The organism is Thermococcus celer Vu 13 = JCM 8558, from assembly GCF_002214365.1.
GTDB classification, from domain to species: Archaea; Methanobacteriota_B; Thermococci; order Thermococcales; family Thermococcaceae; genus Thermococcus; species Thermococcus celer.
Map to the genome: position 1 here is coordinate 529058 of NZ_CP014854.1, position 17637 is coordinate 546694.

Below are 17637 nucleotides of genomic sequence, written 5' to 3' on the forward strand. Positions count from 1 at the left end.
CTGATTGGAACACAGTATCATTGTCTTTTTCACGCCCCGTTTCCAGTTTAAAGTGCCCGGGAGTCGGTTTCCTTCTCGATTACCTACCCGGTGGTAATTTTTCTTCAGATGTGTGCATTTTAACGTGGGAGGTTACACGGAGCCCAAATAGCGAACGGGGCATTTTCGAGGCATTTTAGATGGTAGAGAATCAACGGGAGGGGACCGTTAGTCTCCCCATCTCCTGTTTGGACGTTAAATCCGGTGAAGGGGATTTCGATTTCCCTGAATTGTTTAAGAACCTCCACCGTGCCACCACCCGGTTAACGAGGAATCGTAAGGCCTTTGAATTTTTGCGGATACCTTTTTAAATGAAGCGCGTTGACACGGGTTCCCGGAGAAAGTCTTAAATAGGAGTTACTGCATTCCTCTAATTGCCAGATGGAAGGTAAAAGTCAAGGGTTTCCGTAGAACGGTATCGTGTGGAAAGGTTTTCAAAGTTTATAAACTTTTCGATCTTTGGCAAGAAGTTTCCGTAGAACGGTATCGTGTGGAAAGTAGTCCCCTATCGAGATTATGTCCGCCCTCTTGACGAGAGTTTCCGTAGAACGGTATCGTGTGGAAAGGTGGAAATACCGCAGTGGTCGATAGATTTAGTTTTTGGCTTTCCACACGGTTTCCGTAGAACGGTATCGTGTGGAAAGCTCATCACCTCAATACTCAACAACTTCACCATCAACCTGTGTTTCCGTAGAACGGTATCGTGTGGAAAGCCGCTTTTCCCGTTGATCCGTTCCATTACGTCGAAAAGTTTCCGTAGAACGGTATCGTGTGGAAAGATGAGCTCATCTATCCGCTCTTCATATATCAGATCTAAGTTTCCGTAGAACGGTATCGTGTGGAAAGGAATAGTCAACAAATTACCACCGTTATAGGAGAAAAGGTTTCCGTAGAACGGTATCGTGTGGAAAGCGAGATAAAAACCTCCAAACACATGCTTGAATGTCACAGTTTCCGTAGAACGGTATCGTGTGGAAAGGGGTCCCGGGTAATCATATATATATGGCCCGGGTAAGTTTCCGTAGAACGGTATCGTGTGGAAAGACCACGACCCCCCCAGCGAGGCGGGGGTCGTACGTGGCCAGTTTCCGTAGAACGGTATCGTGTGGAAAGTTAATTCTTCCCGTTCCTGCATTTGCGAGTACCGCCGGAATGTTTCCGTAGAACGGTATCGTGTGGAAAGTGCGATACCGATATACCCTTTCAATCAACTGTAGGTTTCCGTAGAACGGTATCGTGTGGAAAGACTTCGTCGTGGGACGGGAGTAATCCCGTTCCCATGTTTCCGTAGAACGGTATCGTGTGGAAAGTCTCCTCCCCCCAATCGCAGCAGTTTACGAGATCCCAGGTTTCCGTAGAACGGTATCGTGTGGAAAGGAGCTGGAATCAGCTCGCACTTAGGGGTCCTTCGGGCAACAACGTATAATCACGCCTGCTGGGGAGGGGTTTAACTCCGAGGATAACCACCGGCAGGTTTCGACATTTTATCCGCGCTCAACAGGCGCCCTTGGAGGACGAAACTCCGTAAACAAGCGATTCAAAGATTAAACCCAAAAATGAGACTAACCACATAGATGCACTAAAATTTCCGCCATCCACCAGGATGTTCGGTGAGAAGGGCGCTTGCGAGGCAGGCTGTTAAGGGGGCCTTTCCGTGAAGAAGCCGTATTACATCACCCGGATGGGGGTTCTCGAGAGGAGGGGGAACACCCTCTTCTTCGAGAACGAGGAGATGAGGAAGGCCATACCCATCAACTCGACGAGCGAGGTGCACTGCTTCAGGCCGGTTACCCTGACGAGCGGGGCGATAAAGCTCCTCTCCGAGAAGAACGTTCCGGTCCACTTCTACAACAAGTACGGCTACTACCGCGGCTCCTACATGCCGATCGAGGGGCAGGTGAGCGGGACGGTTGTGATAAAGCAGGCCGAGCACTACCTCAACCCCGGGAAGAGGATGTACATAGCCAAACAGTTCGTGGAGGGGATAAAGGCATCGATGGTGGCGCTGCTCAGGGCCCACAAAACCGACTACGGGGCGATCTCGGAGGTCGAGGTTGAGGGCTACACTCCAGCGGAGCTCATGGGTGTCGAGAGCACCCTATGGAAGGAGTTCTACGGCCTCTTCGCGTCCCTGCTGAAGCACTTCGAGTTCAGGGAGAGGAACAGGAACCCGCCGAGGGACGAGGTGAACGCGCTCATCAGCCTCGGAAACTCGGTCCTCTACACCGTGGCCCTCTCGGAGATACGGAAGACCTACCTCCACCCCGCCATAAGCTTCCTCCACGAGCCCCTCGAGCGGCGCTACTCCCTCTCCCTCGACCTCGCGGACGTCTTCAAGCCGGTTACGGTCTTCCGCGTGATCCTCCGCCTTGTGAACAGGGGGCAGATCCGGGAGGAGCACTTCAGGGACGACGTTGGCGTGATGCTCACCGACGAGGGCCTGAGGCTCTTCATCTCGGAACTCAACTCCGAGTTTTCCCGAAAGGTTCTCCACCCCCGATTCAGGAGGAACGTCTCCATCCGCTACCTGATGCGCCTTGAGGGGTACTCCCTCGTCAGGCACTTCCTGGGGGACTCCACCTACAGGTCGCTGAGGGCGTGGTGGTAATGTACGTGATAGTCGTCTACGACGTCGACGTTAAGCGGGTCGCGAGGGTTCACCGCTTCCTTAGAACGCACCTCCACTGGCGCCAGAACAGCGTCTTCGAGGGTGAGGTAACGAGGAGCCAGCTCTACGAGATAAAACAGACCCTGGCGGAACTCATCGACGGCGACGACTCGGTCCTAATCTACGAACTTCCGCGGGAGAACTTCAACCTGCACGTGATCGGAACCGACAGGAACCCAACGGGGGAGATAATTTGAGGGTAACCGGCGTTATGGTTCAGTACTACTTCACGTGTCCAAGGGAGCTGTGGTTCTTCTCGAGGAGCATAACATTCGACTTTGAGAACGAGGACATGCTTATCGGCCGGTTGATCCACGAGGAGAGCTTTGAACGCGGCTGGAAGGAGGTTTCACTGGGGGGCGCGAAGCTCGACGTCGTCTTTCAGGGTGAGGGGGTTAGGGTGGTGGAGGTTAAGAAGAGCTCGAAGCTGAAGGAGCCCGCCAGGTGGCAGCTTAAGTACTACCTCTACCTCTTGCGGAAGGTGGGGGTCGAGGCGGTCGGGGTTATTTCCTACCCGAAGGAGGGAACGCGCGAGGAAATTGAACTCACGGATGAGGATGTAAGGACACTTGAAGGGGCCCTGAAAGAAATAGAAAGGATTATATCCCTTGAGAATCCACCCCCTGCCGAGAAAAAGCCCTACTGTCGGCGCTGTGCGTACAGGGACTTCTGCTGGGTGTGAATCATGGAACGGGATGAACTCGAAAAGCTGATGAAAGAAAAACTGGCGAAGCCGGACAGGAGCCTATACGATCACTCCCTCGGGGCCATGAGGATAGCACGTGAACTGCTGAGGAAAATCCCCCACGACCCGGAGCTGGAAGACTGCCTCCTCGAGCACGTCTTCCTCCACGACGTCGGCAAGCTTGACGACAGGTTCCAGGAGAAACTTCATGGGGAAAGAAAAAAGGCACCACCCCACGCTTACCTCGGGATGGAGCTGGCGTCCCGCTTCCTCGACTGCCCCGAGCCTTACAGGACGGTGGCGCTGGCATCTATACTCACCCACCACACGGACCTTCATCCGATGCTCTACAGCGATGAACTCGATGGAAAGACCACACTCTTGATCAACCGCATCACCGTCTCAAACCCCACCGAGGTCGCAAGGAACGTCCGCAACAGCCTCACGACGGGCAAGCTCGCGAGGAAGCACGGGTTCAAGGGACCAGAGGGGAAGGTTAAGTTCAGGGCCCTCTACACCCTCTTCAACGGCCTCCTGAGGGTCTCGGACTGGCTCGACAGCGCGGGCCTAACTGCCAGCTCCTATCACCTCGAAAGCGGCTCAGCCGTGAGGCTCGCCGTCTTGAACTACCTTAAATCAAGGGGCTTCACACCGAGGGGCTACCAGGTGGAGATCACGGGAAGGGGCGGTGGCTACTTCCGCCTCCCGACGGGCGACGGGAAGACCGAGACGAGCCTGCTCGCAACCCCAGACGAAGCCTCGAAGGTGGTTTACTCCCTCCCCACGATAACCACGACCGAGGCTATGAGAAGGCGCTTCGAATCCATCTTCGGGAGGGACAACGTCTCCTTCTCCCACGGGATGCTCTTCCTAAGCCTCTATCACCGTGGAGAGCTCGATGGGAAGTTGATTCACCGTTACGCGATGAGGCCCGTCTTCGTGTCGACCGTCGACCAGGTCCTGCTCGCGTTCCTCAACTACCCGCGCTTCCCCGTGAGGGAGTTCGCCCTCCGCGGGGCCCACTGGATAGTGGATGAGATCCACGCCTACACCCCCTTCACCCTCTCCCTCATCCTCGACGGAATCGAGTACGCGGCGAAGCACCTCGGAACCAAAGTTACCGTCATGTCGGCCACCCTCCCGGGGCCACTGAGGGAGGAGCTCGAGAAGAGGGGCCTGAAGGAGCTCCTGCCCCCACGGGTGGTGGAGCCAAGGTACGGCTCCAGGAAAAGGGTGAAGGTCAAAGTCCGGGATGGAAGCCTCCTCGATGCCGTCGATGAAATCGCCCGGGCGAGGGGAAAGGTTCTGGTGGTGGCCAACACCGTCGGCAGGGCAAGGAAGGTTTACGAAGAGCTGAGCAAGAAAAGGAAAGACGTCCACCTCCTCCACTCCCGCTTCATAAACGCGGATAAACGGAGAAAGATGGAGCTCGTGGAGTCCATCGAGAGCGGAATCCTCGTGGCCACCCAGGTGGTCGAGGTCTCCCTTGACATAGACTACGACGTCATTTACACGGAGGTCGCCCCGATCGACGCGCTCATCCAGCGTTTCGGGAGGGTCAACCGGCGCGGCAGGAAGAATGGGGTAGCCTACCTGTTCGAGCCCGAGGGAAAGGAAAAGCACCTCCCCTACGATAAGAGAGCCTTCGAGGAAACCCTTACCCTCCTGAGTGAGCTTGAAGGGATCGAAAACGAGCTCGACCTCCTGAAACTGAACGACCGCTTTTACGAATCCATCTGGGGCGGGTACGAGAAGAAGCTGAAGGAAAGGTTTCTCTGGAGGAGCACGGACGGACTGGGCAGGATAACGAGGTGGTCGAAGGGAGGAAAACTGCTCTCCACGCGGGACACCTTCATAAGCCTCCCCGCGGTTCCGGAACCCTTCCTGGAAAAGGCCATAGAGTGCGCGAGCATGTGGGAGGAGATGAGTAACGAGGAGAGGCTCAGAGCCACGGTCTACGTCATCGAGCACACGGTGAACGTCCCCATCTGGACCTTGAGGGGACACCTCCACGACAACGACGATCTAAGAGAGCACTTCGGGATCTTTGGAATCAATCTGGGATACGACGAAGATAAAGGCTTGCTGGAAGAACCCTGACCCCCAGAATGGCGGACAACCCGCACCGGAACCGAAGGTTTTATCGGGAGAAGCCACAAAGGACAACCGTTACGCCGGTGGTAGCATGATGGAGTACATCGTGGGCTTCATCGGATTGGTCCTCATAATCGGCTTCATTCTACTCTTCATAGCGACCCTAACGGCGTGGGTGGAGGAGTTTCTGGGTTCCCTCCTGAACTGTCTCATGGACGGAAACGATGAGGAATGAGGGAGGGGCGAAGATGGGAAACGAAGGACGACCCCGGGCCTTCAGTCCTCGAGCCACAGCTCAAGCCTCTGCTTCCCCTTCCCGAGACTGGAGCGCTTGAGCTTCCTCAGGTGGCCTATCTCCTTTATGTCCCTCACGTGCGTCCCGCCGCAGGGTATGACCTCGAAGTCCCTTATCTGCGTGTACCGCGTTTCCCCCTCCCACCATATCCTCATCTCGCCGCCCTCGTCGACGAAGCGGTTGAACGTCTCGATTATCTCGTTCTTCCACTGGTTAACGTTCTCCGGATAGAGGATGTCGTACCTGCCCTTCTCGGCGCTCATGCCGCTCCCGTAGAGCTCCCACTCGCCGGGCAGGACGACGTTGAGGACGTGCTCGAGAAGGTGCATGGCGGAGTGGATCCTCATCAGTCTGTAGCGGTAGCCCCAGTCTATTTTAAGCTCGACCTCGTCCCCAACCTTGAACCTCTCCGGTTCAGAAACAACGTGCCAGACGTTTCCGCTCTCGTCCTTGTAGACGTCGAGGACCTCGACGCCGTTTATCGTCCCCCTGTCGTGCGGCTGGCCACCGCCGGTCGGGTAGAACACCGTCTGGTCGAGGAGGAGGGCGTTGTCCCTTATCTCGAGAATCCTCGCCTTCGCCTCCTTCAGGTATGCGTCCTCGTAGTAGAGCTTGCGCGTCATCTCCATCACCCCGGAAGAATTGGGCCCCGGCATTTAAATGAATATCGAAAAAGGCCGGAAAGGCGGAATGGAAGATGGAAGGGCTCAGCGCCTCTTCCATAAGACGACCGCACCCACGAGGAGCACCAGGGCAACGGCCACCGCTATAGCCTGCATTGTCTCGCTTGGACGTCCCTTCTCCTCGGGAATCGTGTACCTTATCGTCGCGGTGGTGTGGTTGGAGAGCAGTTTGGTCACGTCCTCCGCCGGGGCGCCGTAACGGATGAAGACGTTGGAGGTGATCCTGAGGCTCCTCCCTTCTTCCACAACGGTCACCGTGAGCCTGTTGCCGTTGAGTTCCTCGCTTAATTTGTCCGGCACCTCAAGGAACTTCCCACCGTCTGGGAGGTTTATCGTGAGGTAGAGCGTGTGGTTGACCTCGTACTCAAGCCTGCCGCTGAGCCCGTTCGCAAGGCCGAGCGTCGGGTCGAACTGGTAAACGTAGGAGCCGTTCTCGAAGGTCGTGAAGTTCCTCAGCATATACTCGGCATCGACGACCAGCGGGGCATCCGTCTCGTTGAGGCCGAGTATCTTAACTTTTCCACCGTCCACAAGGGCCCCCCTGTAGCCAAGGGCTATCGAGTACGTCCGCAGGATGTATTCGGTGGCGTTCTCAACGCCGTAGGCGAGTATCTCCTGCTTTCTGGCCTCGACCTCTGACTTGGGCCCGATGTACTCGTCCCTCATGTGGAGTCTCACGCTGCCGTTGGTGTAGACGTCCAGAGTGACGTACTCGTTCATCACGCTGCTCTGGTAGTGTTCCTGGCCCTTATACGGGGCCCTGTAGAGGATGTAGTAGTCCTGGTAGTCCCCGAAGAGGGCTTTGTAGCCATCGGGCGGAAGGAAGGGCTCGAGGTAGATGTACGAGTTCACCACAACGGTGTCACCCCTGACCTCCGAGCTCACGAAGAACTTGCTCGTGTTGTACTGCCGGGCGAAGGGTTTGGGGTACCCGATCAGGGTCGCGTTCTCCGGGAGCTTGACGACGAAGGTGCTATTGATGTCCACCCCGAAGGGGAGGCCCGTATCGGGGACGTTCATCGAGGCGTAGCCCCTCGTGGGGTCTATGCGAACCTCCCAGTGGTCGTCGTAGGAGTAGTACCTTGAAAAGTTGAGGGCTATGGCGTTGAAAACGATGGTTATGTTGTCGCCCCCGGCGATGCCGTAGGACTTAAGGCTCTCGTTGGTGAGGCTCATCCCTGACTGGGTGAGGCTCTGGACGTACCCCCGGAGCTGTTCCTCCTCGAACTTCGCTATGGCCTCCTCCACGGTTACGTTGCCGCTATGGGTCTCGTTGAGGATCTTTTCGATCTGCTTCTGAATCTCGTCCCTGGGCCCGAGCCAGGTGGTTTTGAGCGTGATGTTGGCGTTCCCGTTGGGCATAACCTCTATGGTAAAAACGAAGGCCTGCCTGTAAATTTTCGGCTGAAAATCCTCCGCAAGTCCGAGATTTGAAGCGATGAGGGGAGCCATGATGATCACGGCGAGAATGGTCGCAAGCACCCTTTTCATTACGCTTTACCTCCTTTCAATTCCTATGCATAACAGCGCCACGTTGGAGTATTTAACTTTATCCCAGGGACGGGGAAGAAAACCGGATAAAGGGACAAGAAAAGGCAGAAGGAATCGGAAATCACTCCTTCCACTTGGAGGTATCCAGCTCCCCTTCCGTTTTGGCCACTATGGTTGTCCCTGTTAAATCGCCGGTGACGTTGACCATCGTCCTGCCCATGTCAAGGATGGCGTCGATGCCGAGTATCATCGCATACGCAAGGGCAACTGGACTTCCCTCGGTCAGGTTAAGGCCGACGCTCTGGAGGACCATGGCGAGCATTATTGCACCAGCCCCGGGAACGCCGGCGGTTCCTATCGAAGCCAGCACGGCCGTGAGTATAACCACGAGCTGCTGCCCGAGGGTGAGCGGCTGGCCGATGGCGTAGGCCACGAAGAGCACCGTGACACCCTGATAAAGCGCTGTGCCGTCCATGTTTATCGTCGCACCGAGGGGCAGGGTGAAGGAGTATATCCCCTTGTCGATACCCATTTCCTCGTCGGCAACGCGCATGGTGACCGGCAGGGTTCCGCTGGAGCTCCTCGTAACGAAGGCCGTAATCATGGCATCCTTGGCCTTCTTGAGGAATTTAACGGGGTCGAGGCCGAAGACCTTCAGGAGGAGGCCGTAGACGAGTACTATCTGGAGCGTGAGACCGATGTAAACGGCAACCACAACCTTGACGAGGGGGCCGGCCACGTTCGGTCCGAACTTGCCAATGACGTAGTAGATGAGGGCAAAGACACCTATCGGGGCGTACTGCATAACCCCTGCGACTATCCTGTACATCGCCTCGGCGGAGGCGTCAACGACCTTGTAGAGGGTTTCGGACGCGGTTCTGAGTCTCTCGTCCTCGCTGTTCATGAGGTAGCTGATGGCTATGCCGAAGACTATGGCGAAGAATATCGTGGGAAGAACCTGGCCCTGAGAGAGCGCGGCGAAGGGGTTGGTAGGCACTATGTTGAGGAGGGTCTGAACGAGGGAAGGTGATTGGGCCTGGATGGCCTTTCCTGCACCGGTTCCGAGCTCTATGCCGCTGCCCGGCTTGAAGATGTTGCCCATCAGCAGGCCAAAGAACACGGCGAAGGCAGACGTGAGGAGGTAGTAAACTATTATCTTAACGCCGACCCTTCCGAGCCTCGCCGGGTTGATGCTGGCGGAGCCGACTATCAGGGAGAACAGCACAATTGGCATCACCAGCATCTTCAGCAGGCGAACGAAGAGGTCGCCGAGGGGCTTGAGGGTGCCCGCGTAACCTGGCACCAGGATCCCTGCCACGATACCCAGAATCAGCCCCGCGAGGATCTTCTGAAGCACGGGTACGTCCAGATACGCCCTGAGTACACCCTTTTCCATTGGATATCACCCCGCTCAATCGGATCTAAACATCAACAAAAGACTTGTATTTGATTAGATATTAATCTTTCGGGTAAAATATGGATAAAACAACAAATAGCTTTAAAAAAATCTTAGCGAGACATCCCCGTAAAGAACCCGCCTCAACTCTCCGTTAACATCGAGCAACAGGGAGCCGTCGTCCAGAACGTCCAGAGCACGCCCCACGAGTTCATCGCTGTCCTCGATAACCCTTACCGTCCTCCCGAGGATGAAGGTCCTCTCGCGAACCTTAGCCATCATCAGCTCCGGTCTCCCCTTAAAAACGCGGTACCAGCCGTCCAGATGGAAAAGGAGCCTCTCACGGACCCGTTCCAGTGGCAGTGGCCTACCGATGAAGTTAACCATGGCCGTCGCGCTCCCCTCCAGCTCCTTCGGGATCGGGTTGTTCACGTTCAGGCCGATACCGAGAACCGCGTACTCGCCCGCCTTTCCCTCCGTCAGAAACCCGGCTATCTTCCTGCCCCCCACCCAGACGTCGTTCGGCCACTTTATTCCCGAGTCAATGCCGAAGTCGGCTAGGGTGTCCGTAACCGCCAAGGCCCCGACGAAGACGATCCTCCCGTCAACCCGCGGGGGCTTCAGGATCACGCTCAGCCAGAGCCCGCCCTCGGGAGAGGCCCAGCTTCGCCCCTTCCGACCCCTCCCGGCGGTCTGCCTCTTAGCCACCACCACCGTGCCCTCCGGAACCCCCGGGGCGATTCGCCTGGCGTACTCGTTGGTCGAGTCCACCTCGTCGAGGGTGATGACTTTGAGGCCCACTATTCGATTCATCTTCTCCATCCAATCACCGTTAAGAACTCGGGCCCCATCTTAAAGGCCTTTGCCCAAAAACCTTAAATCCTCAATGGATATATCACTCCCGGTGGTTAAGATGGACGCGTACCAGAACGTTGGTATAAAGCGCAGGCTTGGCAGGTTCTTCCGCAGGGACGGGAGGGCCCTCATATTCGCCATGGACCACGGCTTCGAGCACGGGCCGACCGACTTCGAGGAGCACTGGGAGCACGTTAACCCGAGGGTCATCATAAAGAAGGTCATGAGGGCGGGTGTGGACGGCGTCATGATGCTCCCCGGAATCGCCAGAATCGCAGGAAACGATGTAAGGCCCGACCGCGGGTTGATGATAAAGCTCACCAGCAAGACGAACCTCCGCCCGAAGGACGCCCAGCTCCTCCAGAGCCAGCTGGGCTTCGTTGAGGATGCTATAAAGCTCGGGGCGGACGCCATAGCGGCTACCGTCTACTGGGGCTCCCCGCAGGAGGACGTCATGATGCGCCAGTTCGCCGAGATAGCGAGCTACGCCCACGACCTCGGCTTCCCCGTCGTCCAGTTCGCCTACCCGCGCGGCCCCTACATCGACGAGAAGTACGGAAGCAAGGAGGACTACCGCGTCGTCATGTACGGGGCGAGGGCGGCCGCCGAGAGCGGAGCGGACATGATAAAGACCTACTGGACGGGCTCGAGCGAGACCTTCGCGAAGGTCGTCGACGCCGCGGCCGGCGTTCCGGTTCTCCTCAGCGGCGGCGCCAAGGCCGAGAACCCCGTCGACTTCCTGAAGGTCGTCTACGGCGTTGTCGAGGCGGGCGGAGCCGGGGCCGTCGTCGGCAGGAACATCTTCCAGCGCGAGAACCCAGAACCGCTTATAAAGACCCTCATAAGGGTCATCCACCGCAACGAGGAACCTGAAGAGGCCGCGAAAGCTGAGGGGCTCATCTGAACCTTTTTTGACCCCTTTTTCTCGATCGAGGTTTTTACCCATAACTGGGTCATTAGGCTTTTATATCGGCGCGCTTACCATCCGTTATACATGAGGAGGGATGGCAATGACAAGGGTTGAGATCATCGACACGACCTTTAGAGACGCTCACCAGTCGCTGATAGCAACGCGCCTGCAGACCGAGGACATGCTGCCGATAGCCGAGAAGATGGACAGGATTGGCTTCTACTCGATGGAGGTCTGGGGAGGGGCGACCTTCGACGTCTGCATCCGCTACCTCAACGAGGACCCGTGGGAGAGGCTGAGACTCCTCAGGGAGCACATCAGGAAGACGAAACTGCAGATGCTCCTCAGGGGGCAGAACGTCGTAGGCTACCGCCACTATCCCGACGACGTCGTTGAAAAGTTCGTCGAGCTGGCGCACAGGAACGGCATAGACATCTTCCGCGTCTTCGACGCCCTGAACGACGTCAGGAACATGGAGGTTGCGATAAGGAAGGCCAAGGAGGTTGGAGCCGAGGTTCAGGGTGCGATAGCCTACACGACGGGGAAGGTGTTCACCACCGAGTACTACCTGAAGAAGGTGGAGGAACTCCTCGCGCTCGACGTCGATGTAATAACGATAAAGGACATGGCGGGCCTGCTCACCCCGTGGAAGGCCTACGAGCTGGTGAGCGAGATAAAGGAGAACTACGGCGTTCCAGTCGATGTTCACACGCACTCGACGACTGGAATGGCGGTGGCGACCTACCTCAAGGCTGTCGAGGCCGGGGCGGACTACATAAACACCGCGATAAGCCCGCTGGCCTTCGGAACCGCCCAGCCGGGCATACAGACGATATGGCACGCCCTTCCCGAGGCGATCGGGACTCACCTGGACAGGGAGCTGATCCACGAGGTCTCGCGCTACCTGAAGAGGCTCTTAGACGAGAAGTACTCAGGGATGTTATCGAAGGAAGCGCTGATGGTGAACCCCTACGTCCTCAGGTATCAGGTTCCCGGGGGCATGTACTCCAACCTCATAGCCCAGCTCAAGGAGATGAGGGCACTGGATAAACTCGATGAGGTCCTTAACGAGATTCCAAGGGTCAGGGAGGACCTCGGCTGGCCACCGCTCGTCACCCCGACGAGCCAGATAGTCGGAACTCAGGCGGTGCTAAACGTCCTCTTCGGGAGGTACGAGAGAATAACGGAGGAGGTCAAGAACTACATCAGGGGACTCTACGGGAGGCCGCCGGCGGGGATAAACCCCGAGCTTAAGAGGAGGGTCCTCGGGGAAGAGGAACCGATAGGCGTGAGGCCGGGCGAGCTCCTTGAGCCACGGCTGGAGAAATGCAGAAGGGAGCTCGAGGAACTCGGCTACCTTGAGAAGGAGGAGGACGTCCTGACCTACTGCCTCTTCCCGCAGGTGGCGAAGGAGTTCTTTGAGGCCAGGAAGAGAGGGAGAAAGGGCCCGAGGGTGCCGTCGGGCGTTCAGAGGTTCAAGCTCCACATCAACGGTGTCGAGTTCGAGGTCGGCGTCGAGGGCGTTGACCTGAGCGCGCTGAAGTATCTACCCCAGATTTCGAGCGGGGCCACCGTCCCGGCGCAGGTTCAAGCCTCCCCATCTGCCCCGGCTCCCACGCAGACTCAGGTGGCGGCTCCTGGTCCGGCTTCCACAACCCCGATTACCCCGACCACGGTTCCAGCAACTCCTTCGGCGGCTCCGGGTGGTGAGGGTGTTGTTACGGCTCCGATGCCGGGGAAGATCCTCAGGATCCTTGTTAACGAGGGGGAGAAGGTTAAAACCGGGCAGGGGTTGCTCGTTTTAGAAGCAATGAAGATGGAGAACGAGATTCCATCCCCAAAAGACGGCGTAATCAAAAAAATCCTCGTAAAAGAAGGCGACACCGTGGACACAGGACAGGCACTCGTGGAGCTTGCATAACGCCCTTTTCTCACCATTTTATTCCAACATGAAATGGAACTCATATTTTTCGGGTCTATAAGAGAAGTTCGAAACCATCAGTTTAAAATCGAAAATGCTTCAGCTTTCTGCCGAAAAGCATTTATATTTATATCCTGTACATTGAAGTGCAGAACTTAAATGGAGGTGCAACAATGAACTCTGCTGTAGCCGTATTGATAGCGGCGGCCATATACCTTGGAATGTATTTCACATATGGAAAGGCTCTGCAGAACAAGGTCGTTAGAGCCGACCCCAACAGGCCCACACCGGCCCACAAGCTCTTTGATGGAGTTGACTACGTCCCAGCGCACCCGCTCGTCCTCTACGGCCACCACTTCGCGTCGATAGCTGGAGCAGGCCCGATAGTGGGCCCGGCCGTGGCAATGGCGTGGGGCTGGCTTCCGGGTCTCATCTGGGTCTGGTTCGGAAACGTCTTCATCGGTGCGGTGCACGACTACCTGGCCCTCATGTCATCGGTTCGCTACGATGGCAAGTCCGTCCAGTGGATCGCAGGAAAGCTGATGAGCAGGAGGACGGGAATAGCCTTCGAGCTCTACATATGGTTCGCCCTGTTACTGGTTGTGGCGGCCTTCACGGCGGTCATCGCTGGAATCTTCAAGGGAACTCCAGAAGCGGCAACGGCTTCGATACTGTTCCTGATCTCGGCGGTTATCGTCGGCTGGCTGATGTACAAGACGAGCCTCCACTTTGCCGGCGCAACGCTCGTCGGACTGATACTCCTCGCCATATCTGTATGGCTTGGCTTCAAGTACCCGATACAAGCTTCCTACCATACGTGGGCACTGTTCCTCCTGGTGTACATCATCATCGCGGCATCGCTCCCGGTGTGGGTTCTGCTCCAGCCAAGGGATTACCTCAACGCCTATATCCTCTGGTTGGGACTCATCCTGGGTGCGGTTGCGTTCACCCTCCTCGGTTCCAAGGGAACCTTCACCGCCCCCGCATACACCACCTGGTCAGCGAACGTCGTCGGTGGAAAGCCCTCACCCTTCTGGCCAACGATACCACTCGTCATAGCCTGCGGTTCCCTCAGCGGTTTCCACTCCATCGTGGGTTCCGGAACCTCATCAAAACAGCTTGACAACGAGATCCACGGCCTCATGGTCGGCTACGGTGGAATGTTCACCGAGGGCTTCCTCTCAACCATAGTCATAGCCTCGATAGCCATCTACGGATTCAAGGTCTTCGCGGACGCCGGAGTTGACATCACCGCCTCCAACTGGGGAGCGATCTACGCCCCCAAAGTCGCGAGCGTGGTTGGTAAAGTTGGCATCTTCTCCAAGAGCTACGCCTACGGCCTGCAGGACGCCCTCGGAGTGCCCTTCAAGACGGGTGCGGTGTTCGCGAGCCTCTGGGTTTCAGCGTTTGCCCTGACCAGTCTCGACACCGCCACCAGGCTCGGAAGGTTCGCCTGGCAGGAGCTCCTCGGCATGGTAACCGACACCAGCAAGGGGACTGGAAAAGCGCTCGCTAACAAATGGCTCGCCTCTACGGTGATAGCGATCCTCGGTGTCTGGCTCGCCTGGGGCAACAACTGGCTCATCCTCTGGCCGGCGTTCAGCGGTATGAACCAGATGCTGGCCAGCATAGCCATGATGACCGGTGCGCTCTGGGTCACGAAAGTGCAGAGGGCAGGCAAGTGGAGCTACGCCGTCCTGATTCCGGCGCTGTTCCTCTGGATAACGGTGACGCTCGCCCTGCTCTGGTTCCTTGTGGTGGTTGTTCCGGGAATCGGAGATGTCGGAACCAAGTACGCCGTCGGCATCATAACCCTGACGGGTCTGCTGCTGAACTTCCTGCTGGCCTTCGACTTCTATGCGGCCTGGAAGAAGCCAGCGGAAGAGTACGCGGCGGCTTCATGACCTCTTTCCCTTTTTTACAACCTTTTGAGGGGAGAGGAATGAAAAAACTGCTCCGGGATGTATTCTCCTCGTTATCACTGCCATTTAGAGTACTGCTGGAATTCCACAAGGGTTTTGAGCTCCACTACCTTCAGGGGATCAAATGGGAGGAGGAAGAGCTCGAGAACGTGTTCGCGCTCATCCTGTTCGGGGACTACATAGGGCTTCCCCATCCCCCAACCGAGCTGAGCTTCAGACTGCTTCCCCACGTTATAAGGGAGCTCTACGTGATGGAGGAGAAGAGCACCAAGGAGGTCTCGATAAAAACCGGCTGGATAGGCGTATGAGGAGGAATAAGGAATGGTGAAAAAGATACTGGATGATGTCCGGGCCTTCCTGAAGGGGTTCGGAAGCTCGTTTAAGGATCAGTCAACCGAATACATCGAGTTTGAGGAGAGAGAACTCGAGAACGTGTTCGCACTCCTACTAATGGGTTCCTTCGTTGGCATACCTTCACCCCCCACGACCCTCGTGGTCAGGCTCATGCCCCACATGATAAGGGAGATGCACGTGATGCAGCAGAGGGCGATCGATCTGGACGACGTCTTCGGGGAAGTGGCGGGAATGTTCGATATAGACTGAGGTGATGGCATGAGGGAGTTCCTGATTCCGAAGGAAGGTTTCAGAACGATCTTCGTGATAGGCAAAGGGGGAGTCGGTAAGACGACCACCAGCGCCTCCCTGGCGATGGCGCTCGCTAAAGCTAAGTACAGGACGCTCATAGTGTCCCTCGATCCAGCCCATAACCTCGGCGACGTCTTCATGGTGAAGCTCTCCGACAAACCGAAGAAACTGGCGGAGAACCTCTACGCGAGCGAGCTCGACATGGATAAACTCATAAAGGGCTACCTCAAGCACCTGGAGAACAACCTCAAGAACATGTACCGCTACCTCACGGTGATAAACCTCGAGAAGTACTTCGAGGTCCTCAGCTTTTCCCCGGGAATAGAGGAGTACGCGACGCTTGAGGCCATAAGGAACATCCTCCTCGAGGGAGACGAATGGGACGTGATAGTCTTCGACACACCCCCCACCGGCCTGACCCTCCGCGTTCTGGCCCTACCGAGGATATCTCTGATATGGGCCGATAAGCTCATGGAGATAAGGCGGAAGATACTCGAACGGAGGAGGATGATCGCCAAGATTCAGGGGGAGCAGAGGTTCCAGGTCGACGGCCATGAGTTCGTTCTGCCGAAGGACGAGGAAGAGGATCCGGTCATGAAGGAGCTCCGCGAGTACCGGGAAGAGGTGAAGTTCGTGGAGGACGTGATAACGAACCCCAACAAAACCAGCGTCGTTGCCGTCATGAACCCGGAGATGCTCCCCCTCTACGAGACGGAGAGGGCCCACGAGAGCCTCAGGAAGTTCGGTGTCTCCCTCAACATGGTGGTGGTAAACAAGGTGATAACCGTCGAGAAGGACATCCCGGAGATAAGGGTCAAGCTCGAGGCTCAGAGGAAGGTTCTCGAGGAAATCGAGAAGAAATTCCGTGGAATCGAGATAATCAGGGTCCCCATGTTCCCCGAGGAACCCAGGGGATTGGACTGGCTTGAAAAGCTTGGGGGCATGATAGTTGAGGGCTGAGGAAATCCTCGAGCTCCTGAGGAAGGTGGAGAACCCCTTCACGAACATGGACATAGTCAGCGAGGGGCTGGTTAGCAAGGTCGTCGTTGAGGAGGACAGGGTTACCATCTACGTTGCCTTCGCACGCAACACACCGGTGCATCCCTTCGCCATGGCCGTCAACTGGCCCCTGCAGGCGAGGATCGTGAGGGACATGGTAAAGGTTTTAGAGGACAAACTCGGATACTTCGAGATAGTCGATGACACCTCTCTGCAACGATACTACCCGCTGGATGATGAAGAGGAGGTATAACCATGGAACTTTCGTCCGCATGGATACTGGCCATAATGGTCCTCGCGGCCATAGCCTCGCTCCAGTTTTACAAAGGAAGGAAGCTGAACCTTCAGCTTATGTACCATTACCTCCAGACCATCGAGGAGGTCGTCAAGCCGGAGGACAAGGAGTACGTGTGGCTCGGCGGTTACATAGGATTTCGGGCTAACTACAAGGTCAACCGGGACAACGTAAGGAAATTCGAGTACACCCTGACGTTGCTCCCGAGGCACAGCATCCTATACTTCCCGATAGCGCTTGTAACGAGCAGGCACGACAAGCTCTACATCGTGGTGAGACCCTTCGCCGGGATAAAGCGCGAGGCCCACCTGATCCAGAAGGGTTACTATCGCCTGAAACCGGAAATAGAGAACGAGCCCCTCCTCCAGAGGGAGGTGGTCGAGATAGCCGGAAAGAAGTACGAGGCGCTCTACGAGAAAAGGAGGGACATCGACAACCTCAAGGCCCTCATCGAGAGTCTCTCAAAACCCCACAACGTCAAGCACGTCGCGTTAACCCCGAAGACGAACGTGTTCTACGTGCTCATGAAGCCAGAGCCGGACACGATAAAGGAAGACGTGGAGAGAATCGTCCGCTTCACCAACGAGAAGATAAGGGAGAGCCCGTTCTCCTCATGATCACCCTTTTTGAGGTTGCACCAGCGCATACCTCACCTTTTGTTGGTATGTCCCGTTAATCAGGAGCCCAAGACAGAAACACGCGGACGGCTATGGGGCGATGGTTTTAAGATCATCAACGG

General features: G+C 56.6%; 17 protein-coding genes and 1 CRISPR repeat array. Of the genes, 13 read left to right on the forward strand and 4 right to left on the reverse strand.

Annotated features, from left to right (window positions below; genetic code table 11):
• Positions 1–440 precede the first annotated feature (440 nt).
• A CRISPR array of direct repeats spans positions 441–1416; the repeat unit is 29 nt; unit sequence GTTTCCGTAGAACGGTATCGTGTGGAAAG.
• A 277-nt stretch (positions 1417–1693) separates the two neighbouring features.
• The 5 genes from cas1b (at position 1694) to A3L02_RS10170 (ending at position 5721) form a co-directional block, all read left to right on the forward strand.
• Entirely contained in the window at positions 1694–2647 is a 954-nt protein-coding gene (gene cas1b / locus A3L02_RS03015) for a type I-B CRISPR-associated endonuclease Cas1b (protein WP_088862563.1), read from the forward strand.
• Positions 2647–2904 carry a CRISPR-associated endonuclease Cas2 gene (gene cas2, locus A3L02_RS03020; RefSeq protein ID WP_088862564.1) on the forward strand — a complete coding sequence of 86 codons (258 nt, stop codon included), beginning with the start codon at positions 2647–2649 and terminating at the stop codon, positions 2902–2904. Before cas1b ends, cas2 begins: the two co-directional genes overlap by 1 nt.
• The gene (gene cas4, locus A3L02_RS03025; RefSeq protein WP_204247213.1) at positions 2901–3389 is read left to right on the forward strand and encodes a CRISPR-associated protein Cas4; all 489 of its coding nucleotides are present in this window, start codon (positions 2901–2903) and stop codon (positions 3387–3389) included. The genes cas2 and cas4 overlap by 4 nt, the downstream gene beginning before the upstream one ends.
• A gap of 3 nt (positions 3390–3392) precedes the next feature.
• On the forward strand, positions 3393–5492 hold the full coding sequence (locus tag A3L02_RS03030; RefSeq protein ID WP_088862565.1) for a CRISPR-associated helicase/endonuclease Cas3: 2100 nt from the start codon (positions 3393–3395) through the stop codon (positions 5490–5492).
• Between the two features lie 85 nt (positions 5493–5577).
• Entirely contained in the window at positions 5578–5721 is a 144-nt protein-coding gene (locus tag A3L02_RS10170) for a hypothetical protein (RefSeq protein WP_157895725.1), read from the forward strand.
• 41 nt (positions 5722–5762) lie between these two features.
• Here A3L02_RS10170 and A3L02_RS03035 read toward each other — a convergent pair whose 3' ends face one another.
• The 4 genes from A3L02_RS03035 to A3L02_RS03050 form a co-directional block, all read right to left on the reverse strand.
• A complete protein-coding gene (locus tag A3L02_RS03035; RefSeq protein ID WP_088862566.1) occupies positions 5763–6404 on the reverse strand; it encodes an alanyl-tRNA editing protein in 642 nt (213 codons plus the stop codon).
• Between the two features lie 84 nt (positions 6405–6488).
• Positions 6489–7955, reverse strand: coding sequence for a hypothetical protein (locus tag A3L02_RS03040; protein WP_088862567.1), 1467 nt, complete (start codon positions 7953–7955; stop codon positions 6489–6491).
• A gap of 121 nt (positions 7956–8076) precedes the next feature.
• Positions 8077–9351: a dicarboxylate/amino acid:cation symporter gene (locus A3L02_RS03045; RefSeq protein WP_088862568.1), complete on the reverse strand. Its 1275-nt coding sequence runs from the start codon at positions 9349–9351 to the stop codon at positions 8077–8079.
• 102 nt (positions 9352–9453) lie between these two features.
• Positions 9454–10173, reverse strand: a complete 720-nt coding sequence (locus A3L02_RS03050; RefSeq protein WP_335755133.1) for a biotin--[acetyl-CoA-carboxylase] ligase — start codon at positions 10171–10173, stop codon at positions 9454–9456.
• A 91-nt stretch (positions 10174–10264) separates the two neighbouring features.
• On the opposite strand from A3L02_RS03050, the gene fba reads away from it, so the two are divergent.
• The 8 genes from fba (at position 10265) to A3L02_RS03090 (ending at position 17515) form a co-directional block, all read left to right on the forward strand.
• Positions 10265–11110 carry a class I fructose-bisphosphate aldolase gene (fba, locus tag A3L02_RS03055; RefSeq protein WP_088862569.1) on the forward strand — a complete coding sequence of 282 codons (846 nt, stop codon included), beginning with the start codon at positions 10265–10267 and terminating at the stop codon, positions 11108–11110.
• Positions 11111–11216: 106 nt separating this feature from the next.
• A complete protein-coding gene (locus A3L02_RS03060; RefSeq protein ID WP_088862570.1) occupies positions 11217–13037 on the forward strand; it encodes a pyruvate/oxaloacetate carboxyltransferase in 1821 nt (606 codons plus the stop codon).
• 173 nt (positions 13038–13210) lie between these two features.
• Positions 13211–14941, forward strand: a complete 1731-nt coding sequence (locus A3L02_RS03065; RefSeq protein WP_088862571.1) for a carbon starvation CstA family protein — start codon at positions 13211–13213, stop codon at positions 14939–14941.
• A 38-nt stretch (positions 14942–14979) separates the two neighbouring features.
• A complete protein-coding gene (locus A3L02_RS03070; protein ID WP_088862572.1) occupies positions 14980–15267 on the forward strand; it encodes a hypothetical protein in 288 nt (95 codons plus the stop codon).
• Positions 15268–15280: 13 nt separating this feature from the next.
• Positions 15281–15562 (forward strand): hypothetical protein, encoded by a 282-nt coding sequence (locus tag A3L02_RS03075; RefSeq protein WP_204247214.1) that lies wholly within the window; start codon positions 15281–15283, stop codon positions 15560–15562.
• Positions 15563–15571: 9 nt separating this feature from the next.
• Positions 15572–16564, forward strand: a complete 993-nt coding sequence (locus tag A3L02_RS03080) for an ArsA family ATPase (RefSeq protein ID WP_088862573.1) — start codon at positions 15572–15574, stop codon at positions 16562–16564.
• Complete coding sequence (locus A3L02_RS03085; RefSeq protein ID WP_088862574.1) at positions 16554–16856, forward strand: iron-sulfur cluster assembly protein; 303 nt, start codon at positions 16554–16556, stop codon at positions 16854–16856. The genes A3L02_RS03080 and A3L02_RS03085 overlap by 11 nt, the downstream gene beginning before the upstream one ends.
• 2 nt (positions 16857–16858) lie before the next feature.
• Positions 16859–17515, forward strand: coding sequence for a hypothetical protein (locus A3L02_RS03090; protein WP_088862575.1), 657 nt, complete (start codon positions 16859–16861; stop codon positions 17513–17515).
• Positions 17516–17637 lie beyond the last annotated feature (122 nt).